Consider the following 26375-nt stretch of genomic DNA (forward strand, 5'->3'; position numbering starts at 1 on the left):
GAAGGGAGGAGTGCGAGATGTTCGAGGCAGTCGAGACGCTGAAGGCGGAGTACGCCGAGCTGGAGCGGCAGATGGCGGAGCCGGAGCTGCACTCCGACCAGGCCAACGCCCGCCGGGTCGGCAAGCGGTACGCCGCGCTGGCGCCGGTGGTGCGCACGTACGACGAGTGGCTGCAGACCGGCGACGACATCGAGGCGGCACGCGAGCTGGCGTCCGAGGACCCGGCGTTCGCGGAGGAGGCCACCCGGCTGACCGCGCGGCGGGAGGAACTCGCGGACCGGCTGCAGACACTGCTGGTGCCGCGGGACCCCAACGACGACAAGGACGCGATCCTCGAGATCAAGGCCGGTGAGGGCGGCGACGAGTCGGCGCTGTTCGCCGGGGATCTGCTGAAGATGTACCTGAAGTACGCCGAGTCGCAGAACTGGAAGACCGAGGTGCTCGACTCGGCCGAGTCCGACCTCGGCGGGTACAAGTCGATCACGGTCGCGGTGAAGGCGAAAGGTACGCCGGAACCGGGCGACGCGCCGTACGCGAAGCTGAAGTTCGAGGGCGGCGTGCACCGGGTGCAGCGGGTCCCGGTGACCGAGTCGCAGGGGCGGATCCACACGTCCGCGGCAGGTGTCCTGGTGCTGCCGGAGGCCGAGGACGTCGACGTCGAGATCGACCAGAACGACCTGCGGATCGACGTGTTCCGGTCGTCCGGTCCGGGCGGGCAGAGCGTCAACACGACCGACTCCGCCGTACGGATCACGCACCTGCCGACCGGCATCGTGGTGTCGATGCAGAACGAGAAGTCCCAGCTGCAGAACCGTGAGCAGGCGATGCGGGTACTGCGTGCCCGGTTGCTCGCGGCGGCGCAGGAAGCGGCGGACCAGGAGGCGTCGGACGCCCGGCGCTCGCAGATCCGTACGGTCGACCGTTCGGAGCGGGTCCGCACGTACAACTTCCCGGAGAACCGGTTCTCCGACCACCGCGTGGGCTACAAGGCGCACAACCTCGACCAGGTCCTCGGCGGTGACCTCGAGCCGGTCATCAAGGCTCTCACCGAGGCGGACCTGGCGGCTCGTCTCGAGTCCGTCGATTCCCAGTGACCGAGAACGAAACCCGGCCGATCGGGAGCGTGCGGGAGGTTGTGGGGGCTGCGGTCGCGCGGTTGCGGGGGGCGGGGGTTGCTTCGCCCGAGTTCGATGCCGGGGAGTTGATGGCGTACGTCACCGGATCCAGTCGGCTGCACCTCTCCGAGCCGTCGGCCGAGCAGCGGGCGCAGTACGAGGAGTTGGTGGCGCGGCGGGTACGGCGGGAGCCCCTCCAGCATCTGACCGGAACGGCGGCCTTCCGGTACCGCGAGCTCGCGGTCGGACCGGGCGTGTTCGTACCGCGACCGGAGACCGAGGTCATGGTGGGTTGGGTCCTGGAGCGGATCGCCGGCGTACCGAATCCTCTGGTTGTCGACCTGTGCAGTGGTTCTGGGGCGATCGCCGGCGCGGTGGCGACCGAGCGGCCGGACAGTACGGTGCATGCGGTCGAGCTGTCCGCGGACGCGGTCGCGTGGGCCCGGCGGAATCTGGAAGGTACCGGGGCGATCCTGCACGAGGGGGACATCGACGGCTGCCTGCCGGAGTTCGACGGCCAGGTGGACGCGGTGATCTCGAACCCGCCGTACATCCCGTTGACTGCCTGGGAATCCGTCGCGACCGAGGTCCGCGACCACGACCCCGCGCTCGCGCTGTGGTCCGGCGACGACGGCCTGGACGAGATCAAGGTGGTCGCCGCCACTGCCGGCCGGCTGCTGAAGCCCGGCGGATGGTTCGCGTGCGAGCACGCCGACGTCCAAGGCGAATCCGCCCCCGCAGTCTTCACCGCCACCGGGCAATTCACCGAGGTTCGCGACCAACTCGACCTCTCCGGCCGCCACCGCTTCACCACCGGCCGCCGCGTCTGAGCTGCGGGCTCAGCCGCGGGTGAAGCCGCGGGCTCAGCTGCGGGTGAAGCCGCGAGGGGACGTGCCGGGTAACGGGCGGGCGGACGGTTTGACGAGGTCCTGTTCGCGGATGCGGCCGATCGTGGGCGGGTCCGGTGGTCGCCGGTCGAGGCGGCACACGACCAGGTGGTGGTCCGCGCCGGGCACCTGGACCACCTCGGCCTCCCGGGTGACCAGGTCGCGCGTGCAGAACAACCGGTCGACCGAGCGTCCGTCCGGTGTCGTGGCCGGCGGCGGATCCCCGAACGCGTCCACCAACCCGAGCCGCTCGCCGAAGAACTCCCGCGGGTTCGGCATGTTCAGATCACCCGCGACTACACCCCGCCGCACACCGCGCGCCGCCAACTCCTCCTTCAGGTACTCGGCCATCTCCATCCCGTACGAATGCCCCACACCCTCCCGATACGAGTACTCGACCCCCTCCGCACTCCGGAACATATGAATCGGGCACACCTGCCCACCCACGATGTCCACCGCACCGGACGGCCCGAGGTCGGCCCGCGCGACCACGAACCCCTTCGGGTGCGGATCCATCGGCTCGCCCGTCCGCCAGTGCAGGTAGTCGATCGGCGGATCCGGCAGGTCGATCCGTTCCAGCTCGGTCAGCGGGTACGCCGACACGATCCCCACGCCCAGCCGCTCGACCCCCGGGATGTGCGAGTCCGAGAACTCCTGCCGCGCGAACGACAGCTCCCGCCCAGGCATCGCCGCAGCTCCCAGCCGCTCCAGCTGATCGCCGCGGGTGTCCAGCTCGGTCACGATCAGTACGTCGGCCCGCATCCCGGCGAGCGCCCGCCCGAAGTCCGCCGTACGGTCCGCACCGGCGTATCCGTCCGGCCCGACCAGCCGCCCGCCGGCGACGTTCGCGAACGCGATCGAGATCATTCGTAGACCACCAGCTCCGGTCGCGGTTTGAGTGCCAGCACCTGTGCGGGCGTCATCAGCGGCCCGTGCCGTGTGTCCTCGGTGTAGAACACCTTGAACCCGGCATGCACGGCCGGAGGCAGATGGGCGGTCAACTTCGCCCAGGTCTTCAGCTTGTCCTTGCGCGCGCCGATCCCGTCGACCGACTTGATCGTCACCACTCCCGGATGCGCCTTCAACGCGCTCTCGTCGCTCACGATCTTCGCCGACAGCTGATGGAACACGAACACCTTCTCCGGCAGGCGTTGAGCCGTCACCAGCCCCGACAGGTACGCCGCAACGCTGTCCAACTCGGCACCCGTCGTATGCCCGAACACCTTGCCCGGCACCTGCGTCGGTCCAACCGCCCACTCCGGGTCGAAGGCCAGCCCGACGTCCGGCTCCTTCAACCACCGCTCCAGCCGCTGTACCTCAGGCAGGATCTTGGCGCGGCCGGGCTGGATGTCGAGCAGCAACAGCATCTTGTGCTTCCGCGCAACGGTCAGGTACTGCGCGATCTTCGCGTCCGGCAGGCGTCCGCGGTACATCCCGTCCTTCCCACGCGACCCGCGAGCGACCACCGTGATCAGTTCCAGCACAGGCTGTGGCGTACGCCCAGCCGCGTAAGCGCGCGCCAGGGTCTCCAGCTTGGCGGCTTTCGCGTCGAGGTCCTTGTCCAGCGGCCCCAGCGCGGGAGAGCCCGGCAGACCGACGTACGCGACCAACTGGTACTTGGGGAACAGCACCCGCCCACCCCGCGGCAGACCGGCAGGTGCAGGCGGCACAGTCGCAGTGGGGGTGTGAGTAGGTGGAGGTGCCGTGGCTGGCGCCGGCTTGTCGCTGCAGCCCGTCAGGGCCAGCAGTACGACGGCTACCACCGCACAGACTCTCCGCATCACTCCAGCCAACCACACGTCACGCCGATGAACGCTCCAGCCCGTCAGCTGCCCGCTGGACCATCGACTCGGGCCCCTCGCTCAACGCCAGCTCCAGTGCACGCGCAAAGTGCGGCCGTGCCTGTGCGAGCTCTCCCTTGTCCAGAAGGGTTTCCGCCAGCCGCAGGTACGCGTTCTGCTGCGACTGCACCGAGTCACTCTCCAAAGCCAGCTCCAACGACCGCCGTCCGACCTCGACTGCCTCGTCCCACCGCTCCTGGCGCGCGTACGCCGTACACAGGAACGCGTAGGTGTAGATGAGGCTGTAGTCGGACCCACGCTCCACCCCAAGGTCGCGGGCTGTCGTCAGTGCCTCCAGGGCCTCGTCCACGCGCCCCAACTCCAACTGGCACTCACCGATCCCGTTCAGCACCTCTGCCTGTACGGCCGCCTCCCCGAGCGCCAGGGATTCCTGGTACGCAGCCAGGGCCTCCTCGAACTCCAGCCGGTCCCCGTAGGTCACTCCGAGGTACCCCAGTACCCGCGCCATGATCCCGACGTCACCGGACTGCCGCGCGACCGTCAAAGCCTCGTCCAGTACGGCGATCGCGTCGTCGTCCGGACGCAGCTTCGCCTGGCTGTACCCGATCGACGCGAGCAGCCGGGCCCGCAACGTCAGGTCCGCGTCGGCCGGCAACCTGTCGCGGGCCTCCTGCAACGTCCGCAGACTGGCCTCCGCGCCCCGCCGGTACCGTCCGAGACTGCCGATCGACAGCAGGACGCGCGCCTGCGCCGAAGCGTCCGGCGCCGCCCGCAGTGCCAGCTCGAGCGCCTCGTCCATCTCGTCCACCCGACCGCGCTGGAAGAAGCACGGCGCGATCGCCACGCCCAGCTGCCACGCGTGCTCGGCGGTACCACTCGACGCGGCGTACCCGATCGTCGCGAGCACGTTTCCGCCCTCGGCGTCGATCCACTCCAGCCCGTCCGCCGCCGACGCGAACTCGGGCAGCCGCACCGGAGGCGGTGATGGCAGGGGCTGCAGTTGGCTGCTGAAGATCGCAGTACTCGCGGCCGCGGTCGCGTAGAGGTAGTAGTCGAGCAAACGCCGTACAGCGTCCGGCTCCGGCTCCAACGTGCGTGCGTACTGCCGCAGCAGGTCGTGGAACTGGAAACGTCCAGGGTGTAGCTGTAGCAGCAGGTTGGCGTCGACGAGTTGCTCCAGCAGGTCCTCCGCCTCGAACGTGTCCACGTCGGCCAATGCTGCAGCGGCGTACACGTCGATGTCCTGGCCGGTCATGGCGCCCAGCAGCCGGAACAGCCGCTGCTGGTCCGGTGGCAGGTGTTCGTATGACAAGGCGAACGCGGGGGAGACCCCACCGTTGTCCGTGCTGAGCTCAGCCAGCCGCCTGTCCTCGGCGTCGAGCCGTTTGCTCAGGTGCTCGATCGTCCAGCTCGGCCGGTGCCGCAGCCGCGACCCGGCGACCCGGATCGCCAACGGCAAGTAGCCGCATTGGCTGACGACCTGTGCCGCAGCAGGGTCCTTGGCGCGGTCCGGCCCGACGATCTCGGCCAGTAGCTCCTGCGCATCCTCTGCCCGCAGTACGTCGACTGCGAACCGGGCTGTCGCGTCCAGCCCGGACAACTGCCGTCGGCTGGTCACCAGCACGCCACACCGCGGACTACCGGCCAGCAACGGCAGCACCGCGGCACTGTCCGGCGCATTGTCGAGTACTACGAGCATGCGCCGCCCTGACAGCTCAGAACGCCACAGAGCCGCCCGTTCCTCGAGCTCGGCAGGTATACGGTCAGCCGGCACGGACAAGGTGCGCAGTAGACGATCCAGCGCATGCAAAGCCGACACAGGCTCGTGGCCGGGCGTATAGCCGTGCAGGTCGATGAAGAGCCGTCCGTCCGGGTACACGTCCGCCAGCTGACGTGCTGCCCGCACAGCAAGCGCCGTCTTGCCCACACCTGCCATCCCGTCGATAGCCACGACCACAGGCCCCGCCGTACGCAGTGCACTGACCACCTGGTCCAGCACGTCGTCCCGCCCGACGAACGCGGCACCGTCGTACGGCAACTCGTCACGGACCGTCGGCCGGGCCAGGGGTTCGTCGTTGCGAAGTACGCGTTCGTGGATCGCCCGCAGCGCCGGACCCGGCTCCACGCCGAGCTGGTCGATCAGGGTCTCGCGCGTCCGTGTGTAGGTGGCTAGTGCCTCCGAACTCCGCCCGCTCCGCCAGTACGCGAGCATCAGCTGCCCGGCGAACTGCTCGCGGAGCCGGTCCGCTTCGACCAGTGCGACCAGCTCGGGCACCAGGTCGGCGTACCGGCCGCGCTCCAGGTCCGCGTCGATCCGCTCCGCGAGTACCTTCAGCCGCCGCTCCGACAACCGGTGCCGCTCGACGCCCAGGTAGTGCCCGGGCAGGCCGCTCAACGGGTCGCCCCTGAACAACGCCAGAGCTTCCGCCAACCGGTCCGCCCGTACGTCGACGTCGTCGGTCGCGTGTGCCGTGCTGACCAGCTCCTCGAACCTGGCCAGATCCGTACCACCGAGCCGCAGGCTGTACCCGTCCCGTGAACGCAACAGCACGTCCTTCGGCAGCAACTGCCGCAACCGGTAGACGTACGGTGCGACGATCCGCGCGCCGCTGCCCGGTGGAGCGTCGTTCCACACCAGGTCGACCAGCTCGTCGGCCGGCAGCACTTGGCCGGCACGCAGCGCCATCACGGCGAGCAACGCCTGCTGACGCAACGGCCCGAGCTCGATCCCGCGGTCGCCGGTCCAGCCGCGCAACGGACCGAGCAGATCGAGCCGCAGGTCGTCCGTCACGGACGACAGTTTGTCAGCTACACCGCGTTCGCGCTCACGTAAGCGTCGATCTCGGACACCAGAGCCGTCTTCACCGAGTCTTCGGCGAACGACTCGCGGACCGCGGTCTTCGCCAGTTCACCGACCCCGGCCTCGTCCAGGTCGAGCAGCCGGGCGGCGACGGCGTACTCGTTGGTGAGGTCGGTGCCGAACATCGGCGGGTCGTCGGAGTTGATCGTCACCACCAGGCCGGCGTCGACCATCGCGCGCAGCGGGTGTACGTCGTACGACTCGACCGCGCGGGTGGCGATGTTGGACGTCGGGCTGACCTCCAGCGGGATCCGGTGCTCGCCCAGGTAGTCGACCAGCGCCGGGTCCTGCATGGTCGACGTACCGTGGCCGATCCGCTCCGCCTTCAGCACCCGGAGAGCGTCCCAGATCGTCTGCGGACCGGTCGTCTCGCCGGCGTGCGGCACGCTGTGCAGCCCGGCCGCGACCGCCGCCTCGAAGTGCGGCTGGAACTGCGGCCGCGGCACGCCGATCTCCGGCCCGCCGAGCCCGAACCCGACCAGCCCCTCCGGGCGGATCTTCGTCGCGATCCGCAACGTCTCCTCGGCGCCCGGGATCCCGTCCTCACCCGAGATGTCGAAGATCCACCGCAGCGTCAGGCCGAACTCCTTCTCGGCCGCCACCCGGGCGTCCTCGATCGCCTCGCAGAACGCCTCCGCCCGGATACCGCGGATCACCGACGTGTACGGCGTGACGGTGAGCTCGGCGTACCGCAGGTTCTGCTGCCCGGCCATCTCGCGGGCGATCTCGTAGGTCAGCAGCCGGACGTCCTCGGGCGTCTTGATCAGCTCGACGACGGACAGGTAGATGTCGATGAAGTGGGCGAAGTCGCTGAACTTGAAGTACTCGGCCAGCGCCGCCGGGTCGGCCGGCACCGGCGAGTTCGGGTGCCGGGCGGCGAGCTCGGCGACGATCCGCGGCGAGGCGGACCCGACGTGGTGGACATGCAACTCGGCCTTCGGCAATCCGGCGAGGAACTCACGGGTCACGGTCATGACCGGGATCCTAGAAAGAACATCGGCTGTTTGGCGCGGAAGCTGACAATCGTTTGTCAGCAACGACGGGGAACGACCCGGGTGGAGGCGGGGCCCGCGTGAGTGGCACGATTCACTCCGTGAGTGAGCGCTTCGACTTCACCGGGGACGAACTGGCACCGGCGTACCGCGCGGCGGTGGACGCCATCGAGGCCGGTGACCTGGTCGTGATGCCGACCGACACCGTCTACGGCATCGCCGCCGACGCCTTCAAGGCGGACGCCGTGCAGCGGCTGATGGACGCCAAGGGCCGCGGCCGGGACATGCCGCCGCCGGTGCTGATCTCGGTGGTGGAGTCGCTGGACGCGCTCGCCACCGACGTACCGGACGCCGGGCGGAAGCTCTGCGAGGAGTTCTGGCCCGGGCCGCTGACGGTGATCTGCCACGCGCAGAGCTCGCTGATGTGGGACCTGGGGGAGACCCAGGGCACGGTCGCGCTCCGGGTGCCGGACCACGAGAACACCCGCGAGCTGCTGTCCCGCACCGGGCCGCTCGCGGTCAGCGCGGCGAACACCTCCGGCAAGCCCGCCGCGCTGGACGTGTACGAGGCCGAGGAGCAGCTGGGCGAGTCGGTCGCGGTGTACCTGGACGGCGACCGGGTGAGCGGCGGGCAGCCGTCGACGATCGTGGACATCACCGGCGAGACCCCCCGCGTGCTCCGCGTCGGCGCCCTGTCCCTCGACCAGCTCCGCGCCGTCGCCCCCGACCTCACCTCGGACGACGACCCCGCCCCCGACCCGACCGACGCCCCCGAGCCGAAGCCGACCGAGGACGCCGAGCCGACGCCGACCGACGCCGCCGAGCCGAAGCCTGCCGACGCCGCCGAGCCGAAGCCTGCCGACGCCGCCGAGCCGAAGCCTGCCGACGCCGAGCCGAAGCCGGCCGAAGATGCCGAGCCGACTCACGAGGTCAAGCCAACTGAAGAGCCGGCCGAAGCGTCCAACAAGGGCGAGAACAACAAGCCCGATCCCGATGTGAGGCCTGCGGACTAGTGCGCGAGTACCTGCTGGTCCTGTTCGTGGCGATGGCCACGACCTTCCTGCTGACCGGCGTCGCCCGGCAGATCGCGCTGCGGTACGGCGCGGTCGCCAAGGTCCGGGCCCGGGACGTGCACAAGGTGCCGATCCCGTATTTCGGCGGCCTGTCGATCCTCGGCGGCCTGATCGCCGGCTACGCGGTGGCGAGCAACCTCCCGTTCCTCGGCAACAGCCTGCAGGTCGCGCACGACGCCCGCGCCATCCTGGTCGGCGGCGTGGTGATCTGCGCGGTCGGCGTGGTCGACGACCTGTACGAGCTGGACGCGATCACCAAGCTGGCCGGCGAGGTGCTCGCGGTCGGCGTACTCGTTGTCCAAGGCATCCAGTTGTTCTGGCTGCCGCTGCCCGGCGGGGTGATCTCGCCGTCGCCGGCGCAACTCGCGGTCCTCACCGCCGGCATCCTGCTGGTGTCCTGCAACGCGGTGAACTTCGTCGACGGCCTGGACGGTCTGGCGGCCGGCGTGACCGCGATCGGCGCCACCGCGTTCTTCATCTACTCGTACCTGCTGAACGTGCACGAGAACCTCGACCGCGCCACCACCTCGACGCTGATCACGGTCGCGCTGGCCGGCGCCTGTCTCGGCTTCCTGCCGCACAACTTCTTCCCCGCAAGGGTTTTCATGGGCGACTCCGGCGCCCTGCTCATCGGGTTGATGCTGGCCGCGTCGACGATCAGCCTGACTGGCCAGATGGACCCGAACGCGGTCCCGTACGAGGTCGGCGGCTCCAGCCTGCTGCCCGCGCTGCTGCCGTTGGTGCTGCCAGTTGCCATCCTCGCGATTCCCGCGCTGGACCTGACGCTCGCCTACATCCGCCGTACCAAGGCCGGCCGCTCGCCGTTCGCCGCCGACAAGCAGCACCTCCACCACCGCCTCATGCAACGCGGCCACTCGCACCGCCGCGCCGTCCTGCTGATGTACCTGTGGACCGCGCTGATCGCGTACGGCGTGGTCGTCCTGGGCCTCGTCCTGTACTGGTGGACGGCCCTGATCGTGCTGGCCGTCGCGGTCGTCGCGGTCCTGCTCACGACGGGTCTCCCGGGGCGTCGCCGGAAACCGCTCGCCAAAGTCTGAGCGTCAGCTGAGAGGGACCAGACCAGCGGTCGGTGTGGCCTACCGATAAGGTGAGGCTGTACAGCGGCAGGGGGCTCGTTTTGCTGACCGTGCAGACTTTGTGCTAGTTTTCACAAGCACCAGCAAAGAACAGCGACACCCCTGACCCCGCCCACCCGACGAGCTGGCCGCGAGCCCAGCACGCCAGCAGGACGGAACCACCAGATGGCTCCTACGGCCAACGGCCCGAAAACCGCCGGACAAGCAACCAGGCACCCGGCGCTGGCAATGCTGCGCGGCGCTTTGGTCGCCGCCCTTGTCGTCGGTGTGAACGCGACCGCCGTCTCGACCGTCGCGGCCGGACTGCCGGGTCTCTGGGGAGCCCTGCTGGGACTGGTGATGGTGATCGTCTTCTCGGGAGCGGGCCTGTTCGCCCTGCACCTGTCCCGCCGCTCCACTCCGACGATGCAGCTGGCGATCGCGATGGCGTCGTACACCGGCCGGATCGCGGTCTTCGGTGGCCTGCTGGCGATCGCGCTGAGCTCGGACTCCCTGGGCAAGCACGTGAATCTGACCGTGCTCGGGATCGTCGCCATGGTGGTCGTGCTGGGCTGGCTGGCCGGCGAGATCTGGTCCTGGTCCCGGCTCCGGGTGCCGATCTACGACCTCGACAACGAGGTGACCGCATGAGCACCGTCGGTAACGTTTCGCCTGCTGTGGTGGACATTACTGATGCCGGTGTGACCGGAAGTGTCGCCAACTGGTACGTTTCGGGTGCCAATGAGCGAGCAAAAGGATCCGAAGCCATCACCCGAAGGGGGCGACGGCTGGCGGGTCCTGTCCTACTTGATCGGCGGTGTCCTGGTGTACGGGGGCATCGGGTTCGGGTTGGACCGCCTCTTCGGCACCCAGTTCCTGGTCCTGGTGGGCATCGTTCTCGGCGCCGGCCTGACCATCTTGATGTTGCACTTCCGGTACGGGTCGCGGTCCTGACGAAGCGTCCGGCCCCTACGATCCCGGCCGGGTCTGACGTTGTTGACCGCCCCCTGAGCTGCACTGCCCTGAGCCGCCCTGCCCTTTGCTACAAGGCGTCCGACTTGAGCACGACGCGAGAGGAGACCCGGTGATTGCCGGCGTTTCGACCGAGTTCACCCCACCCGGTCCAGAAAGCTTCAATCTCCCGCCGATCATCCCCGGCGTGGACTGGTTCACCAAGCCCGTCCTGGTGGCCGCGTTGTCCGTCGTGGTGATCGTCTGGTTCTTCTGGGGTGCGTCCCGCAAGGCTGCCGTGGTGCCGAGCAAGCTGCAGTTCACCGGCGAGCTCGCGTACAACTTCGTGCGCAACTCGATCGCCCGCGACGCGATCGGCAGCCAGGAGCACATGAAGTACGTGCCGTACCTGTGCGGCCTGTTCTTCTTCATGCTGCTGAACAACCTGGCCGGCTCGATCCCGCTGATCCAGTTCCCGACCTTCAGCCACGCCGGCTGGGCGTACGTCGCGGCCGTGATGAGCTGGGTGATCTACAACGCCGTCGGCATCAGGAAGCACGGCGCCTGGGGCTACTTCAAGCACCAGACGATGCCGGCCGGTGTCCCGGCCTGGCTGATGCCGCTGATGATCCCGATCGAGTTCATCTCGAACATCCTGGTCCGGCCGATCTCGCTGAGCCTGCGGTTGTTCGCGAACATGTTCGCCGGTCACCTGCTGCTGGGCGTGTTCGTCCTCGGCGGCGAGTACCTGGTGTTCGAGTCCGGCAAGGTGTTCTACGCCGGCGTCGGCATCGTCACGTTCCTGATGGGCTTCGCGATCGCCGGCCTCGAGGTGTTCGTGCAGGCCATCCAGGCGTACATCTTCGTCGTGCTGACCGCGCAGTACATCGGCAGCGCGATCTCCGAAGAACACTGATCCGCAGTACCCCTAGACCCGTAGTAAACGGAAATCCCGGATAGGCCCCTATCCGCACCCGAAAGGAAACACCGCAATGTCGAGCATCGCTCTCGCAATCAGCGGCAACATCGCCATCCTCGGATACGGTCTCGCCGCGATCGGCCCGGGCGTCGGCGTCGGTCTGATCTTCGCCGCGGTGATCAACGGCACCGCGCGCCAGCCGGAGGCCCAGAGCAAGCTGCAGTCGATCGCCTGGATCGGCTTCGGCGTCACCGAGGTTCTGGCGATCATCGGTATCGCGCTCGCGTTCGTCTTCCGCTGAGCAACCTTTCCACTGACTGACAGGATTCAGACATGACGACGTTGGTGCTACCCCTCGAAGCGGCTCCCAATCCGCTGCTGCCGCACACCGCCGAGATCATCTTCGGTTTCGTCTTCCTGGTCCTGCTGGCCATCGCCTTCGCCAAGGTGGTCGTCCCGAAGTTCGAGAAGGCGTACGCCGATCGGACCGCGGCGATCGAAGGCGGGATGAACGAGGCCAAGCAGGCCCAGGCCGAGGCGAAGGCGGCTTTGGAGAAGTACAACGCGCAGCTGGCCGAGGCCCGGCAGGAGGCTGCGAAGATCCGCGAGGACGCCCGCGAGCAGGGTGCGGTCATCATCGCGGAGATGCGCGAGCAGGCGAACGCCGAGGCCGAGCGGATCGTCACGCACGCGCGGGCCCAGATCGACGCCGAGCGGGCGCAGGCGGTGACCTCGCTGCGGGCGGAGGTCGGCACCATGGCGACCACGCTGGCCGGCCGGATCGTCGGTGAGTCGCTCGAGGACGAGGCCCGGCAGCGCCGGACCGTCGAGCGTTTCCTGGCCGAGCTGGAAGAGTCGGAGTCCGCTCGTCAGGCTGTCGGAACGGACGGCTGATGCGCGGCGCGTCGAACGAGTCACTCGCCCGGGCCGAGGAGGCCCTGGCGGGTGTGACCCCGTTGGAGGGGCTGGGCGGCGAGCTGTTCTCGATCGCCAAGCTGCTGGACGGCAGTGGCGCGCTCCGGCGTGCGCTGACCGACCCGGCGCGGCCGGCTGACGCCAAGGTGTCGCTGGCCGGGCAGCTGTTCGGCGGCAAGATCTCCGGCCAGGCGCAGGAGATCCTGTCCGCCGCGGTGGCCGGTCGCTGGGTCAGCGGCCGGGACCTCGGTGACGCCCTGGACAAGCTCAGCGTCGAGGCCGAGGTGGCGTACGCCGACACCCGGCGGAAGCTGGACGAGATCGAGGACGAGCTGTTCCGGCTGGACCGGGTGGTCGCCGCCGAGCGCGCGCTGGCCGACAAGCTGGGCGACCGGGGGATCCCGGTCGAGCACCGCCAGGAGCTGATCCGCGGACTGCTGCAGGGGAAGGCCGACGCCACCACGGTGCGGCTCGCCGAGCGGGCCGTTGACGGCCGGGGCCGCGGCTTCGCGGCGTCGATGCGGGCCTACCAGGTCGCCGCGGCGGCCCGGCGGAACGCCAGCATCGCGACCGTGCGGGTGGCCACCGACCTGACCGAGGCGGAGCGCACCCGGCTCGCGGCGGCGCTCGGACGGCAGTACGGCCGGGACATCCAGCTGAACGTCATCGTCGACCCCAACGTGGTCGGCGGTGTCCGGGTGGACATCGGCGACGAAGTGATCGACGGAACCATCGCGGCCAGGCTCGACGACGCGCAACGGCGCATCGCGGGCTGAACCCCCTTAACGACATACAGCGGCGCTAAGGGTCGGGAAAGCCTTTAGAGCCACAACAGGCCAGCAAGGGTCAAGGAAGCAGGAAACACAATGGCTGAGCTCACGATCAGGCCGGAGGAGATCCGGGACGCCCTGGATCGGTTCGTCACCGAGTACCAACCGGCCGAAACCGCCGCCGAGGAGGTCGGCACGGTCGTCGACGCGGGTGACGGTATCGCCCACGTCGAGGGCCTGCCCTCGGTGATGACCAACGAGCTGCTCGTTTTCGAGAACGGCACCGAGGGCATCGCGCTGAACCTCGACGTCCGCGAGATCGGTGTCGTCATCCTCGGTGAGTACGACGGCATCGAAGAGGGCCAGCAGGTCCGCCGGACCGGCCGGATCCTGTCCGTCCCGGTCGGCGAGGGCTACCTCGGCCGCGTGGTCGACCCGCTCGGCAAGCCGATCGACGGCCTCGGCGAGATCCAGGGCATCGAGGGCCAGCGGGCGCTCGAGATCCAGGCCGCCGGCGTGATGGACCGCCAGGAGGTCCGCGAGCCGCTGCAGACCGGGATCAAGGCCATCGACGGCATGATCCCGATCGGCCGCGGCCAGCGCGAGCTGATCATCGGCGACCGCAAGACCGGCAAGACCGCGATCGCGATCGACACGATCATCAACCAGAAGTCCAACTGGGAGTCCGGCGACCCGAAGAAGCAGGTCCGCTGCATCTACGTCGCTATCGGCCAGAAGGGCTCGACGATCGCCGCCGTCCGCGGCGCGCTCGAAGAGGCCGGCGCGATGGAGTACACCACCATCGTCGCCTCCCCGGCGTCCGACCCGGCCGGCTTCAAGTACGTCGCGCCGTACACCGGTTCCTCGATCGGCCAGCACTGGATGTACCAGGGCAAGCACGTGCTGATCGTCTTCGACGACCTGACCAAGCAGGCCGAGGCGTACCGCGCGATGTCGCTGCTGCTGCGCCGCCCGCCGGGCCGCGAGGCGTACCCGGGTGACGTCTTCTACCTGCACAGCCGGCTGCTCGAGCGTTGCGCGAAGCTGTCCGACGAGCTCGGCGCCGGCTCGATGACCGGTCTGCCGGTCATCGAGACCAAGGCGAACGACGTCTCGGCGTTCATCCCGACCAACGTCATCTCGATCACCGACGGGCAGATCTTCCTGCAGTCCGACCTGTTCAACGCGAACATCCGGCCGGCCATCGACGTCGGTATCTCGGTCTCCCGGGTCGGTGGCGCCGCGCAGGTCAAGGGCATGAAGAAGGTCTCCGGCACGCTGAAGATCGACCTTGCCCAGTTCCGCGCGATGGAGGCGTTCGCGATGTTCGCGTCCGACCTGGACGCCACCTCGCGCCGGCAGCTGGACCGCGGTCAGCGGCTCGTACAGCTGCTCCGGCAGCCGCAGTACTCGCCGTACCCGGTCGAGGACCAGATCGTCTCGATCTGGGCCGGTACCAACGGGCACTTCGACGACGTGCCGGTGCTCGACGTACTGCGCTTCGAGCGGGACTTCCTGGACTACCTGCGCCGGGAGAGCAAGGTGCTCGACGCGATCCGCGAGTCCGGGCTGTTCGGCGACGACGAGGCGCAGGCCGTCATCGACGGACTGAAGTCCTTCAAGCCGACCTTCCAGACCTCCGAGGGCACGCTGCTCGGGACCGAGGCCGAGGTCGACGCGATGGACGAGTCGGACGTCGACCAGGAGCAGATCGTCAAGCAGAAGCGGGGCTGATCCACCGTGCCAGCCAACTTGCGGGAGCTACGCGATCGGAAGGCTTCGGTCACGACGATCAAGAAGCTCACCCGCGCGATGGAGCTCATCGCGGCGTCCCGGATCGTCAAGGCGCAGCAACGCGCCGCGGCGGCCGGTCCGTACGCGCGTGAGCTCACCCGTGCCGTGTCGGCGGTGGCGACGTTCTCGAACGTCGACCACCCGCTGACCACCGAGAAGGAGAACCCGCGCCGCGCCGCGGTGCTGCTGATCACCTCCGACCGCGGTCAGGCCGGGGCCTACTCGTCGAACGTGATTCGCGAAGGAGAGCGGCTGAACCAGCTGCTGCGCGCGGACGAGAAGGAGATCGTCCCGTACATCAGCGGCCGCAAGGGCATCGCGTACTACACCTTCCGGCAGCGCGAGGTCGCCCAGTCGTGGAGCGGCGAGTCCGACAGCCCGAGCTTCGCCCGGGCCCGGGAGATCGCCGACGCGCTGATCGAGGCGTTCCTGACCCCGACCGAGGAGGGCGGCGTGGACGAGATCCACATCGTCTTCACCCGGTTCGTGTCGATGCTCACCCAGCGCGCCGACGTCATCCGGCTGCTGCCGCTGGAGGTCGTCGAGGGTGAGGAGGCGCCGGCCCAGGACGAGGTGCTGCCGCTGTACGAGTTCGAGCCCTCCGCCGAGGACGTCCTCGACGGGCTGCTGCCGAAGTACGTCGCCAGCCGGATCCACTGGTGCATGCTGCAGGCGGCCGCCTCCGAGCTGGCCAACCGGCAGCGGGCGATGAAGTCCGCGACGGACAACGCGCAGGACCTGATCGAGAAGCTGACGCGGGACCTGAACCAGGCCCGCCAGGCGCAAATTACCCAGGAAATCAGCGAGATCGTCGGTGGCGCGAGTGCGCTCGCCGACGCGAACGCCGGGAGCGAGTGAGAGAGATGACTGCCACGGTTACCGAGAAGAACAACGAGGCGGGCGCCTTCGGCGTCGGTCGCGTCGCCCGGGTGATCGGCCCGGTCGTCGACGTCGAGTTCGCGGCCGACGCGATGCCCGACATCTACAACGCGCTCGAGGTGGACATCACCCTCGGCGACAGCACCCAGACGATCACCCTCGAGGTTGCGCTGCACGTCGGCGACAACATCGTCCGGGCGATCTCGATGAAGCCGACCGACGGCCTGGTCCGCGGCGCCGAGGTGCGCGACACCGGCGCGGCGATCTCCGTCCCGGTCGGTGACGTCACCAAGGGCCGGGTGTGGTCCGTGACCGGCAAGTGCCTGAACCAGGACGAGTCCGAGTTCGAGATCACCGAGCGCTGGCCGATCCACCGCAAGGCGCCGGCCTTCGACCAGCTCGAGTCCAAGACCGAGATGCTGGAGACCGGCATCAAGGTGCTCGACCTGCTCACGCCGTACGTGCAGGGCGGCAAGATCGGTCTGTTCGGCGGTGCGGGCGTCGGCAAGACCGTTCTGATCCAGGAGATGATCTACCGGATCGCCCACAACTTCGGTGGTACGTCGGTGTTCGCCGGCGTCGGTGAGCGGACCCGTGAGGGCAACGACCTCATCAACGAGATGGAAGAGGCCGGCGTCTTCAAGGACACCGCGCTGGTGTTCGGCCAGATGGACGAGCCGCCGGGCACCCGGCTGCGGGTCGCGCTGTCCGCGCTGACGATGGCGGAGTACTTCCGCGACGTCAAGGAGCAGGACGTCCTGCTGTTCATCGACAACATCTTCCGGTTCACCCAGGCCGGTTCCGAGGTCTCCACGCTGCTCGGCCGGATGCCGAGCGCCGTCGGTTACCAGCCGAACCTCGCCGACGAGATGGGCGTGCTGCAGGAGCGGATCACGTCGACCCGGGGTCACTCGATCACCTCGATGCAGGCGATCTACGTACCCGCCGACGACTACACCGACCCGGCGCCGGCCACCACGTTCGCGCACCTGGACGCGACCACCGAGCTCTCCCGGGACATCGCGGCCAAGGGTCTGTACCCGGCCGTGGACCCGCTGACCTCGACGTCGCGGATCCTCGACCCGCAGTACATCGGCCAGGAGCACTACGACGTGGCCGTCCGGGTGAAGCAGATCCTGCAGAAGAACAAGGAGCTGCAGGACATCATCGCGATCCTGGGTGTCGACGAGCTCTCCGAAGAGGACAAGATCACCGTCGCCCGCGCGCGCCGGATCGAGCAGTTCCTCTCGCAGAACACGTACATGGCGGAGAAGTTCACCAACGTGCCGGGTTCGACGGTTCCGCTGAAGGACACCGTCGAGTCGTTCAAGAAGATCGTCGACGGCGAGTGCGACCACATCGCCGAGCAGGCGTTCTTCAACGTCGGTTCGCTCGACGACGTCGAGCGCAGGTGGGCCGAGCTGCAGAAGGAAAACTGAGATGGCCGACGATTCTGCCAAGCACCTCGAGGTCGCGCTGGTCGCGGCCGAGCGGACCGTGTGGCAGGGCCAGGCCAAGATCGTCATCGCCCGGACCACGGACGGCGACGTCGGAATCCTGCCCGGCCACGCGCCGCTGCTGGGCCTGCTGCAGGGCGGCACCGTCCAGGTGCGGACCGTCGACGACGAGTACTTCGTCGCGGCCGCACCGGACGGCTTCATCTCGGTGGCGAACGACCGGGTCTCGATCCTGGCCGAGAACGCCGAGATGGGCCACGACATCGACCTCGAAGAGGCCCGCCGGGACCTCGAGCAGGCGCTCGCCGCCGGTCTCGACACCGACGCGGACCTCGACGAGGTGCGACTCGCCGAGGCCAGGGTCCGGGCCGCCGAACAGACGTCCTGAGCCGACCTGCCATAATCGGCACAATCGAATATCGTCACTGGCAGTACGGTTCTCCGGGGTGCCCGGGGTAATTCAGGCACCGGAAATGGGGTCGGCAAGGTATGAGGACAGTCCTCGATGTCGTCGGGGTCTGTCTGCTTGCCGCCGTGCTGTTCATCGTGCTCGTCGCGTTCCGCCGTCGCTGGTTGTCCAGGGACGGCGGAACTTTTGATTGCAGCCTGCAGCTCGCCGAGAAGGACCACGGCCGCGGCTGGGCCCTCGGCCTGGCCCGCTACGTCGGCGACGACCTGCAGTGGTTCCGGGTCTTCAGCCTCGCCTGGTGGCCGAAGCTGACCGTGAACCGCCGTCAGCTCGAGGGCGTGACCACCCGCCGCCCGATGGGCAACGAGCCCCTGGTCACGTACGCCGGCCACGTCATCGTGGACGCGAAACTCACCGACCGGACCGTCCACTTCGCGATGACCGAAGAGGCACTGACCGGCGTCCTCGCCTGGATGGAATCGGCGCCTCCGAGCACCCAGACCTATCTCTGAAGCGCCGCGAGCAGCATCGGCAGTGAGGCGTGCAGCTCGCGCTGCCAATAGGCCCAGCCGTGGGTTCCCGGGCCGTAGAAGTTCGTCGTCAGGTGCTTCGCACCGACCTGCTCGAGTTGAGCGGCAAGGGCGTGGTTCTGCCGGTTGAAGTCGGCCTCCAGCGCATCGGTCTTGCCGGCCGGGTCGAACGGGCCGGCGGTGCCGTCGCCGCAGGAGAGGTAGACCGGTAGCGACTTGAGCCGGTGGGCCAGGTAATACGGGTCGTGCGCCTCCCAGATGCCGCGCTGGGCGACCGGGTCGCCCCAGACGCGCCGCGGGTCGTTGCCCTGGCCGGCGAAGAAGCCCATGATCCGGTTCACCGACTCGTCGTTGAGCAGCGGATGCGCGGAGCCGGAGTACGCCGCGACCGCACGGAACATGCCTGGGTGCCGGGCGGCGTACAGCAGTGCTCCCTGGCCGCCCATCGAGAGGCCGGCGACGACGCGGTCCGAGCTCGCGCCCCAGTCGTGTTCGAGAAGGTGCGACAGTTCGACCGTGTGGAAGGTCTCCCAGGCGGGGTCGCCGCCGGCGCCGTAGTTCCACCAGTCGCTGTACCAGCCGTTCCAGCCGGCCTCAGGCATCACGACGAGGACGTTGCGCAGGCTCGGGATCTTCGCGATGTCGGTGCCGGACCAGGACGTGTAGTCGCCGCAGCATCCGTGCAGCAGCCAGAACGTCGGCCAGTGCTGACTCCGGTCGGCCGGATTCCAGCCGTCCGGCGTGAGCAGGCGGACGTTGACGGTGCGGCCGCCGAGCGCCTGGGAGCGAACGGTCAGGTCGGTCAGGCGGTCCGCTACCTGCTTGACCCCGACGACCTCGGCGCCGCGGGGTGCGGTTTGGACGGTCGTCGGGCTGGGGGCCGCTTGGGCAGGTGCGAGCGGGACGAACCCGATCAGCAGCGCTGCGGCAAGGCGGGCGATCTTAGGCATGAGCAAACCTCCTGGGCGGGGAAGGCGGCTGCAGGAGTTCTACCCCCAAAATCGGTCGGTACTCCGCGACCACCAGGATCACCCGCATGAAGAGTTCCTTCTCCTAGCTCCAACCCCATTCGGTTGAGCGCCGACGGCCTGGCGGGGTGGTGGGGGTGGTGGGAGCTGGTGTGGTCCGGTGGGGGTGGCGGGGCCTGGGTTGGGCCGGTGGGGTTGGGCCGGTGGGGTTGGGCCGGTGGGGTTGGGGTGGTGCTGGGGATGGGCGGGGAGGTGCCGCGGGGGCGCGGGTATGACGTGGTGCGAACTCGCGGTTGCGGGGCGGGGGTCGGTGGTGCTGGGGCTCGGTTGTTGACAAGGCACAGGGGGGTCCGTAGGTTCTGCGCATACGTATGAGCTGGCTGTGGGAGGAGAAGTGAAGGCACCACGACAGTCCGACGTCGCCCGGCTCGCGGGTGTCTCTCAGTCCGCGGTTTCCCGGGTGGTGAGCGGGGACGTCGATCGGATCCCCGAGGAGACACAGGAGCGGGTCCGAGCAGCGGTGAAGGAGCTCGGGTACGTCCCGAACGCCGCCGCGCGGAACCTGCGGAACAAGCGCAACCGCCTGCTGGGTGTTCATACGTTCGAGGCGGTCTTCCCGCACGCCCGCGAGGACTTCTACTTCGAGTTCCTGCTGGGGATCGAGGAGCGGGCCGAAGAGGTCGGGTACGACTTGGTCCTGTTCACGTCGACGGGGGCCAGTGACGGCCGGCGGCGGATCTACCGCGACGGGACGAACCGGCTGAACCTCGCCGATGGGGCCGTGCTTCTCGGTGCCGCGACCGACCGTGAGGAGCTGGCGCGGTTGTGGCATGACGGGTACCTGTTCGTGCACATCGGCCGCCGTGAGGTGGCCGGCGCGGACATCCCGTGCATCGTCCCGGACTACGTGGCCGCCACCGATCGGCTGGTGACGTCGCTCGCCGACCGCGGTCACCGGCACTTCGCCTACCTGCGTGAGGGTATCGAGCAGGAAGCGTACGTCGACCGCCGTGCAGGGTACCGCGCCGCGGTCGAACGGCTCGGGCTGCAGGACCGGTCACCGGGTTTCCGCGGTGAACCGGGGCTGTCGGAGGAGTGGCTGGACGAGCTGGCGGCCGGTCCGGAGACAGCAGTGGTTGCCGAGGGCATCCGGTTGGCGGAGGAGTTGCGGACCGGGTTGGCCGCCCGCGGTCTGCGCATCCCGGAGGACCTGTCGGTGGCGGTGCTGGAGGGTTCGGACGACGAGCCCGGGCAGCGCTGGGACTGCCTGGTGGTCCCGCGCAAGGAGATCGGCCGGATCGCGATCGACGCGCTGGTGGCGCGGGTCGAGGATCCGGCGGCGGAACCGGTCAGTCAGTTGGTGGCCTGCGATCTGGTGGCCGGCGAAACCGTCGCCGAGCCGCGTCGAACGAAGGAGTGACGGGTGCGAACAGATGTCCTGGTGGTCGGTGGCGGGCTGGGCGGCGTCGCTGCGGCGTTGACCGCGGTACGTCTCGGCCGTCGTGTCGTCCTGACCGAGCCGACGGACTGGCTGGGTGGGCAGCTGACGAGCCAGCTGGTCCCGCCGGACGAGCACCCGTGGATCGAGCAGTACGCCGCCACCGGGTACGCCGAGCTGCGCCGCCGGATCCGCGACTACTACCGCCGAAACTACCCGCTGACGCCCGAGGTCGCGGCGGATCCGCTGCTCGACCCGGGCCTCGGCGTCGTGAGCCGCTTCTGCCACGAGCCCCGCGTGGCGGTCGCCGTGATCGAGGAGATGCTGGCGCCGTGGCGGGCGTCCGGCCGGTTGATCGTGCTGATGGAGCACGAGCCGATCGCGGCCGCCACGAACGGCGACGAGGTCGAGGCGGTCACGTTCCGGGGCGCGGGCCGGGAGCTGACGGTGTCGGCGTCGTACGTCGTGGACGCGACCGAGCTCGGTGATCTGCTCGAGCTGGCCGGTGTCGAGCACGTGATCGGGGCCGAGGGCCGTGACGAGACCGGCGAACTGCACGCGCCGGAGGTCGCGAACCCCCTGGACCAGCAGGCGTTCTCGTGGTGTTTCGCGCTGGAGCACCGGCCGGGGGAGGACCACACGATCGACCGTCCGGCCGGGTACGAGCACTGGCGGGACACCGTCGCGCCGTTCTGGCCGGGACCGCAGCTGTCCTGGACCGACGTCGTACCGGTGACGCTGGAGCAGCGGGAGTGGAAGCTGTTCGAGGCGAACCTGGAGCAGCGTGCGCCGTTCTCGCTCTGGCGGTACCGGCAGATCCTTGCCAGTAGCAACTTTGTCGACAAGGCGATCCCGGACGTCACGGTGGTGAACTGGCCGCAGCTGGACTACTGGGAGAAGCCGCTGCTTCCGGATTCTTCGGAGGCGTTGGCCGCGAGCCGGGACCTCTCGCTGTCGTTCCTGTACTGGATGCAGACCGAGGGCGGGTATCCCGGCCTGCGTCTGCGCCCGGACGTGACCGGTACGGCGGACGGCCTCGCGAAGGCGCCGTACATCCGGGAAGCGCGCCGGATCCGGGCCGAGTTCACCGTGCTGGAGCAGCACGTCGGCGTCGAAGCCCGGCCGGAGGGCGCCGGTAGCGAGGTCTTCGCGGACACTGTCGGGCTCGGGCGGTACCGGATCGACCTGCATCCGAGTACGGCGGGGCGGACGTACGTCGACATCGAGGCCTACCCGTTCCAGATCCCGCTCGGCGCGCTGATCCCGGTCCGGGTCGACAACCTGCTGCCGGCGAACAAGAACATCGGGACGACGCACATCACCAACGGCTGCTACCGCCTGCACCCGGTCGAATGGAGCATCGGCGAGGCCGTCGGTGCCCTGACGGCGTTCTGCCTGACGAACGGTCTGTCACCACGGAAGGTCCGCAACGACCCCATCCACCTGGCCGACTTCCAGCGGCTGCTGGCGGACACCCTGAAGATCCCGTTGGCGTGGCCGGAAGACATCCGCACCCATCGCGACTGAAGGGCCGGCTCGGCAGCGGCACCAGACCGCTGGTCACGGTGGCCGGTCCGTCCGGGACAATTGACCAGTTGCGCCTGACCGACCCGCTGAGGAGGACCGCTGACATCCCGACCAGGCCGGATCGTCGCCGCGCTGCTCGCCGGTGCGCTGGTCTTCCCGCTGGTGCCGGCCGTCACCTCGCGTCCGATCGAGCTGCAGATCCTGTCCAGCCGTCCGGACATGGTGACCGGCGGTGATGCCCTCGTCCACGTGGACGTGTCCGAGGCGGACGCGGACGACGTACGGGTGACTCTGAACGGCAAGGACGTGTCGCCGGTGTTCAGCGCCGACGACACCGGCCTGACCGGCCTGGTGAGCGGGATCCGGCTCGGGAAGAACGTCCTACGGGCCGAGGCGGGCGGCCGGCGTACGACGCTGGAGGTGCGCGACTCGCCGCGGCAAGGTCCCGTGTTCGCCGGGCCGCGCGAGCAGCCGTACGTCTGCGAGACCGCGAACGCAACGATCCCAGTGATCGGTGGCACGCTCGGACCGCCGCTGGACGACGACTGCACGATCGCGCCGCGGGTCGACTACTTCTACCGGACGACCTCCGGGAAGTACGCGAAGTGGCCGGCCGGCGCGACCAGGTACCCGGCGGACCTCGCCGACACCGACGCCGGCGATCCGTTCATCGTCCGGATGGAGACGTCGAGCGCGGACCGGGCGATCGTCCGGACCGCGATGCTGCACGACCCGCTGGACGAGGCCGCGCCGACGCCGACCCGGCGGTCGAAGGGCTGGAACGGGCGGGCGATCTTCACCCTCGGCGGGGGCTGCGCCGGCGGGTGGTACCGGTCCGGCCGCACCACGGGCACCGTGACCGACGCCTACCTGCTCGGGCAGGGGTACGCGTTGCTGTCGTCCTCGCTGAACGTCTTCGCGCAGAACTGCAACGACCTGACCGCGGCCGAGGCCGCGATGACGACGAAGGAGCAGTTCGTCGAGCACTACGGCCGGCCCGAGTTCACGATCGGGTTCGGGTGCTCGGGCGGTTCGTACCAGGCCCATCAGATCACCGACAACTACCCGGGCATCTTCGACGGGATCGTCGTCGGCTGCTCGTTCCCGGACGTCGGCTTCGGGACGATCCCGTACATCACCGACGCGTGGCTGCTGACGGCGTACTTCGCCCGGTCGGGCCTCGCCTGGACCCAGGACCAGCAACGGCAGGTGGCCGGCTTCCGGAACTACAAGACGTTGGCGAGTACGGCGCTCAGCGCCCGCCGGATCGACCCGCGACGGAACTGCGGCAGCGTCCCGGTCGGCCTGCGGTACGACCCGGCGCGGAACCCGCGCGGCGTGCGCTGCGACGTGTACGACCATGCGATCACCGTCTACGGCAAGGACCCGCTGACCGGGTTCGCACGCCGGCCGCTGGACAACGTCGGCATCCAGTACGGGCTGAAGGTGCTGAAGTCCGGGGTGATCACGCCCGCGCAGTTCCTCGACCTGAACCGGCGGATCGGCGGCTTCGACGCGGACGCGAACCTGGTCCCGGCCCGCACCGAGGCGGACCCGGAGGCGGTACGGGCGGCGTACCGGACCGGACGGCTGACCAACGGCGGCGGCGGGCTGCGGGACGTGCCGATCATCGACTACCGCGCGTACGCCGACAACCAGCCGTCGGGCGACCTCCACCTGCGGTACCACACGTTCTCGCTGCGCGCCCGGCTCGAGAAAGCGAACGGGACCGCCGCGAACCAGGTGAGCCTGCTCGAGGACGCGAAGTACGGGCTGTTCTCGACCGCGAGCCCGCTGCTGCGGCACGCGGTCAAGGAGATGGATCATTGGCTGACCCAGCTGACCGCGGACGGGACCTCGCGGCCGCGGATCGACAAGATCGTCGCTGCCCGGCCGTCCGGGCTGGTCGAAGGGTGCCGCGGTCCGCACGGGTTCATCGCGCAGCCGCTGGACCGGGACCCGGCGTCGCGGTGCGAGCGGCTGTTCCCGTCGGCGTCGTTCCCGCGCGAGGTCGCCGGATCCGGGGTGGCGGCGGATGTGATCAAGTGCCAGCTGGTTCCGCCGGTGCGGTCGGAGTACCCGAAGTTCACCGACGTCCAGTGGAACCAGCTGCAGGAGATCTTCCCGGACGGTGTGTGCGACTGGTCGAAGCCGGGCGTCGACCAGCAGCCACCGGACGGGACCTGGCTCAGCTTCCCGCGCTGAGCCCCTCCCGGATCCACACGGTCATCGGGCCGACCTCGCGGTTCGCCCAGGCGTAGTACGGAATCGCGGTCAACGTGCCGTCCCGCGAGGGCACCTCGACGGTCGTCACGCCGCCGAGCAACCCGGGCTCGTCCCGCTCGGCCAAGGCGCCACCGACGACAGCCGTCGAATCGAGCACCACCGGCGCGTCCTGCTGCTCGAAGCAGTACACCAACGGGCCGCGTTCGATCGCGACGCAGCCGCGCACCGAGTCGATCCGCTCGTCCGGCGTCGTACGCCGAGCCGCCACCGGCAGCTCCAGCACGACCTCGTCGCCGACCGACCACACCCGCCGCAGCGGCCCTTCGTGCCCGTTGACCGTCAGCCGATGCGTCTCCGCCCAGGAAGGAATCCGCAGGCCCAGCGTCCAGGGCGTGTCAGGCGTGGCGGTGATCCGCACCCGGATCGTCCCGTGCCACGGATATTCGGTCTCCACCTCGAAGCCGATCTCACCCACCCGCACCGACGCCGGCGCGTACAGCTGAAGCTGAACCCCGTCGTCGTCGCACGTCGCGACCAGCTGATCCAGCGACGACAGCGTGCGCATCACGTTCGGCGGACAGCACGCGGTCCCGAACCACGCCTGCCGGCCGCCGACCGCCGACCGCTGGTCATCGGCGAAAGCACCGTGCCGCACCTTCAACGTGTTCACGTAGAAGAACTTGTCGCCGGTCAGCGCGACGCCTGAGATGACCGCGTTGTAGAGCGTCCGCTCGATCAGGTCGGCGTACTTGCTGTCCCCGGTCGCGAGCAGCAGCCGCCAGCTCCACTGCACACTCGCGATCGCCGCACACGTCTCGCAGTACGCCGCGTCCGGCGGCAGCTCGAACGGATCGCCGAACGCCTCGCCGTACCACCGCGAACCCACGCCGCCCGTCAGATACGTCTGGCTCTCCACCATCGTCGACCAGGTCGCCTGCAACGCGTCCAGCAGTTCGTCGTCACCGGTCTCGACCGCGACATCGGTCGCCCCGCAGGCGAGATACAGCGCCCGTACGGCGTGGCCGGCGATCGTGCGGACGTCCCGCACCGGCAGATGGTCCTGGAAGTACGCCGGCCCGTGGTGCCCCGGCACCGTGAGCGTGCCGTGCCCGCGCGCCTCGACGAAGTACGCGGCGAGCTCGAGGTACGCCGCGGTCCCGGTCTCGCGGTACAACTCGACCAGCGCCATCTCGATCAGCGGATGCCCGTCGACGCCTTCCAGCCGCCCCGGACCGAACGTCTTGCACAGGTGATCGGCGAACCGGCACGCGACGTCGAGCAGCGTGCGGTCACCGGTGGCCCGCACCTGGGCGACAGCCGCCTGGAACAAGTGCCCCGCGCAGTACAGCTCGTGACCCTTCTCCAGGTCACCGTACCGACGTCCGCCGAGGGCCAGACGCGTGTGGTTGTTCAGGTAACCGTCGGCTTCCTGCGCGGACGCGACCAAGGCACTCGCCGAAGCCTGCCACGAGGCGAGTTCGGCCGACGGCGAGCGCAGCTGCTCCCAGGCGACCGCTTCGAGCCACTTGTACACGTCCGTGTCGGCGAACAGCTTGCCCTCGAACGAACCGCTGGTACGGCGGAAGTTCTCCAGCGTGCCGACGTCCTCGAGTCGCTGTGCGGCGGCCGGAATCGTCGCCTCGCGGTTGGTGCGCTGGCGCTCCTGCCAGAACCCGCCGCTGATCTTCAGGCTGCCGAGGGGGAGTGGGCGCAAGGGCATGGAGGCAAGGTAACCACCGCCGCGGACGTCGAGGCAAGAGTTCAGTGCAAACGATTGCGAGCGCGGA

The 26375-nt window shown here is 69.1% G+C and carries 24 protein-coding genes; 18 read left to right on the forward strand and 6 right to left on the reverse strand.

The features are described from left to right. The first annotated feature begins 17 nt into the window (after positions 1-17). Together prfA and prmC are read left to right on the forward strand one after the other, a co-directional pair. Positions 18-1094, forward strand: a complete 1077-nt coding sequence (gene prfA, locus AB0M51_RS08005) for a peptide chain release factor 1 (RefSeq protein WP_344201859.1) — start codon at positions 18-20, stop codon at positions 1092-1094. Next, the gene (prmC, locus tag AB0M51_RS08010; protein WP_344201856.1) at positions 1091-1945 is read left to right on the forward strand and encodes a peptide chain release factor N(5)-glutamine methyltransferase; all 855 of its coding nucleotides are present in this window, start codon (positions 1091-1093) and stop codon (positions 1943-1945) included. The genes prfA and prmC overlap by 4 nt, the downstream gene beginning before the upstream one ends. A 33-nt stretch (positions 1946-1978) precedes the next feature. Here the strand turns inward: prmC and AB0M51_RS08015 are convergent, their stop codons facing one another. From AB0M51_RS08015 to AB0M51_RS08030, 4 genes are all read right to left on the reverse strand, one after another. Continuing rightward, on the reverse strand, positions 1979-2869 hold the full coding sequence (locus AB0M51_RS08015) for an endonuclease/exonuclease/phosphatase family protein (protein ID WP_363748604.1): 891 nt from the start codon (positions 2867-2869) through the stop codon (positions 1979-1981). After that, on the reverse strand, positions 2866-3633 hold the full coding sequence (locus tag AB0M51_RS08020) for a hypothetical protein (protein WP_344201851.1): 768 nt from the start codon (positions 3631-3633) through the stop codon (positions 2866-2868). The genes AB0M51_RS08015 and AB0M51_RS08020 overlap by 4 nt, the downstream gene beginning before the upstream one ends. Before the next feature lie 169 nt (positions 3634-3802). Next, the gene (locus tag AB0M51_RS08025) at positions 3803-6595 is read right to left on the reverse strand and encodes a BTAD domain-containing putative transcriptional regulator (protein ID WP_344201849.1); all 2793 of its coding nucleotides are present in this window, start codon (positions 6593-6595) and stop codon (positions 3803-3805) included. A 17-nt stretch (positions 6596-6612) separates the two neighbouring features. Next, positions 6613-7638, reverse strand: coding sequence for an adenosine deaminase (locus AB0M51_RS08030; RefSeq protein WP_344201846.1), 1026 nt, complete (start codon positions 7636-7638; stop codon positions 6613-6615). 119 nt (positions 7639-7757) lie between these two features. Here AB0M51_RS08030 and AB0M51_RS08035 point away from each other — a divergent pair, with 119 nt between their 5' ends. The 13 genes from AB0M51_RS08035 (at position 7758) to AB0M51_RS08095 (ending at position 18411) form a co-directional block, all read left to right on the forward strand. Further along, positions 7758-8669, forward strand: coding sequence for an L-threonylcarbamoyladenylate synthase (locus AB0M51_RS08035; protein WP_344201843.1), 912 nt, complete (start codon positions 7758-7760; stop codon positions 8667-8669). Beyond that, positions 8669-9787: an MraY family glycosyltransferase gene (locus AB0M51_RS08040; protein ID WP_344201840.1), complete on the forward strand. Its 1119-nt coding sequence runs from the start codon at positions 8669-8671 to the stop codon at positions 9785-9787. Before AB0M51_RS08035 ends, AB0M51_RS08040 begins: the two co-directional genes overlap by 1 nt. A 204-nt stretch (positions 9788-9991) precedes the next feature. Further along, positions 9992-10456, forward strand: coding sequence for a hypothetical protein (locus AB0M51_RS08045; protein WP_344201838.1), 465 nt, complete (start codon positions 9992-9994; stop codon positions 10454-10456). Positions 10457-10546: 90 nt separating this feature from the next. Next, positions 10547-10759 (forward strand): hypothetical protein, encoded by a 213-nt coding sequence (locus AB0M51_RS08050; protein WP_344201835.1) that lies wholly within the window; start codon positions 10547-10549, stop codon positions 10757-10759. 130 nt (positions 10760-10889) lie between these two features. Next, complete coding sequence (gene atpB / locus AB0M51_RS08055) at positions 10890-11672, forward strand: F0F1 ATP synthase subunit A (RefSeq protein ID WP_344201832.1); 783 nt, start codon at positions 10890-10892, stop codon at positions 11670-11672. A 76-nt stretch (positions 11673-11748) separates the two neighbouring features. After that, a complete protein-coding gene (gene atpE / locus AB0M51_RS08060) occupies positions 11749-11976 on the forward strand; it encodes an ATP synthase F0 subunit C (protein WP_344201830.1) in 228 nt (75 codons plus the stop codon). A gap of 32 nt (positions 11977-12008) precedes the next feature. After that, complete coding sequence (locus AB0M51_RS08065) at positions 12009-12569, forward strand: F0F1 ATP synthase subunit B (RefSeq protein WP_344201828.1); 561 nt, start codon at positions 12009-12011, stop codon at positions 12567-12569. Further along, positions 12569-13366 (forward strand): F0F1 ATP synthase subunit delta, encoded by a 798-nt coding sequence (locus AB0M51_RS08070; RefSeq protein ID WP_344201825.1) that lies wholly within the window; start codon positions 12569-12571, stop codon positions 13364-13366. The genes AB0M51_RS08065 and AB0M51_RS08070 overlap by 1 nt, the downstream gene beginning before the upstream one ends. Before the next feature lie 90 nt (positions 13367-13456). Further along, positions 13457-15094: a F0F1 ATP synthase subunit alpha gene (atpA, locus tag AB0M51_RS08075; protein WP_344201823.1), complete on the forward strand. Its 1638-nt coding sequence runs from the start codon at positions 13457-13459 to the stop codon at positions 15092-15094. Between the two features lie 6 nt (positions 15095-15100). After that, on the forward strand, positions 15101-16012 hold the full coding sequence (locus tag AB0M51_RS08080; RefSeq protein ID WP_344201821.1) for a F0F1 ATP synthase subunit gamma: 912 nt from the start codon (positions 15101-15103) through the stop codon (positions 16010-16012). A 5-nt stretch (positions 16013-16017) separates the two neighbouring features. Then, complete coding sequence (atpD, locus tag AB0M51_RS08085) at positions 16018-17472, forward strand: F0F1 ATP synthase subunit beta (protein ID WP_344201819.1); 1455 nt, start codon at positions 16018-16020, stop codon at positions 17470-17472. A gap of 1 nt (position 17473) precedes the next feature. After that, on the forward strand, positions 17474-17878 hold the full coding sequence (locus AB0M51_RS08090; protein ID WP_344201816.1) for a F0F1 ATP synthase subunit epsilon: 405 nt from the start codon (positions 17474-17476) through the stop codon (positions 17876-17878). Between the two features lie 101 nt (positions 17879-17979). Next, complete coding sequence (locus AB0M51_RS08095; RefSeq protein ID WP_344201813.1) at positions 17980-18411, forward strand: DUF2550 domain-containing protein; 432 nt, start codon at positions 17980-17982, stop codon at positions 18409-18411. Here the strand turns inward: AB0M51_RS08095 and AB0M51_RS08100 are convergent. Continuing rightward, positions 18402-19379, reverse strand: a complete 978-nt coding sequence (locus AB0M51_RS08100; protein ID WP_344201810.1) for an alpha/beta hydrolase family protein — start codon at positions 19377-19379, stop codon at positions 18402-18404. The two genes, AB0M51_RS08095 and AB0M51_RS08100, sit on opposite strands and share 10 nt — an antisense overlap. A gap of 412 nt (positions 19380-19791) precedes the next feature. Between AB0M51_RS08100 and AB0M51_RS08105 the strand changes: the two genes are divergently transcribed. From AB0M51_RS08105 to AB0M51_RS08115, 3 genes are all read left to right on the forward strand, one after another. Next, positions 19792-20817 (forward strand): LacI family DNA-binding transcriptional regulator, encoded by a 1026-nt coding sequence (locus AB0M51_RS08105; RefSeq protein ID WP_344201807.1) that lies wholly within the window; start codon positions 19792-19794, stop codon positions 20815-20817. A 3-nt stretch (positions 20818-20820) separates the two neighbouring features. After that, positions 20821-22362, forward strand: a complete 1542-nt coding sequence (locus AB0M51_RS08110; RefSeq protein ID WP_344201804.1) for an FAD-dependent oxidoreductase — start codon at positions 20821-20823, stop codon at positions 22360-22362. Positions 22363-22524: 162 nt separating this feature from the next. Continuing rightward, entirely contained in the window at positions 22525-24567 is a 2043-nt protein-coding gene (locus AB0M51_RS08115) for a DUF6351 family protein (RefSeq protein WP_344201801.1), read from the forward strand. Here the strand turns inward: AB0M51_RS08115 and AB0M51_RS08120 are convergent. Continuing rightward, complete coding sequence (locus AB0M51_RS08120) at positions 24551-26308, reverse strand: beta-L-arabinofuranosidase domain-containing protein (protein WP_344201799.1); 1758 nt, start codon at positions 26306-26308, stop codon at positions 24551-24553. The genes AB0M51_RS08115 and AB0M51_RS08120 overlap by 17 nt on opposite strands. Positions 26309-26375: the final 67 nt, after the last annotated feature.

Source organism: Kribbella sp. NPDC051137, from assembly GCF_040682535.1.
Lineage (GTDB): Bacteria > Actinomycetota > Actinomycetes > Propionibacteriales > Kribbellaceae > Kribbella > Kribbella karoonensis.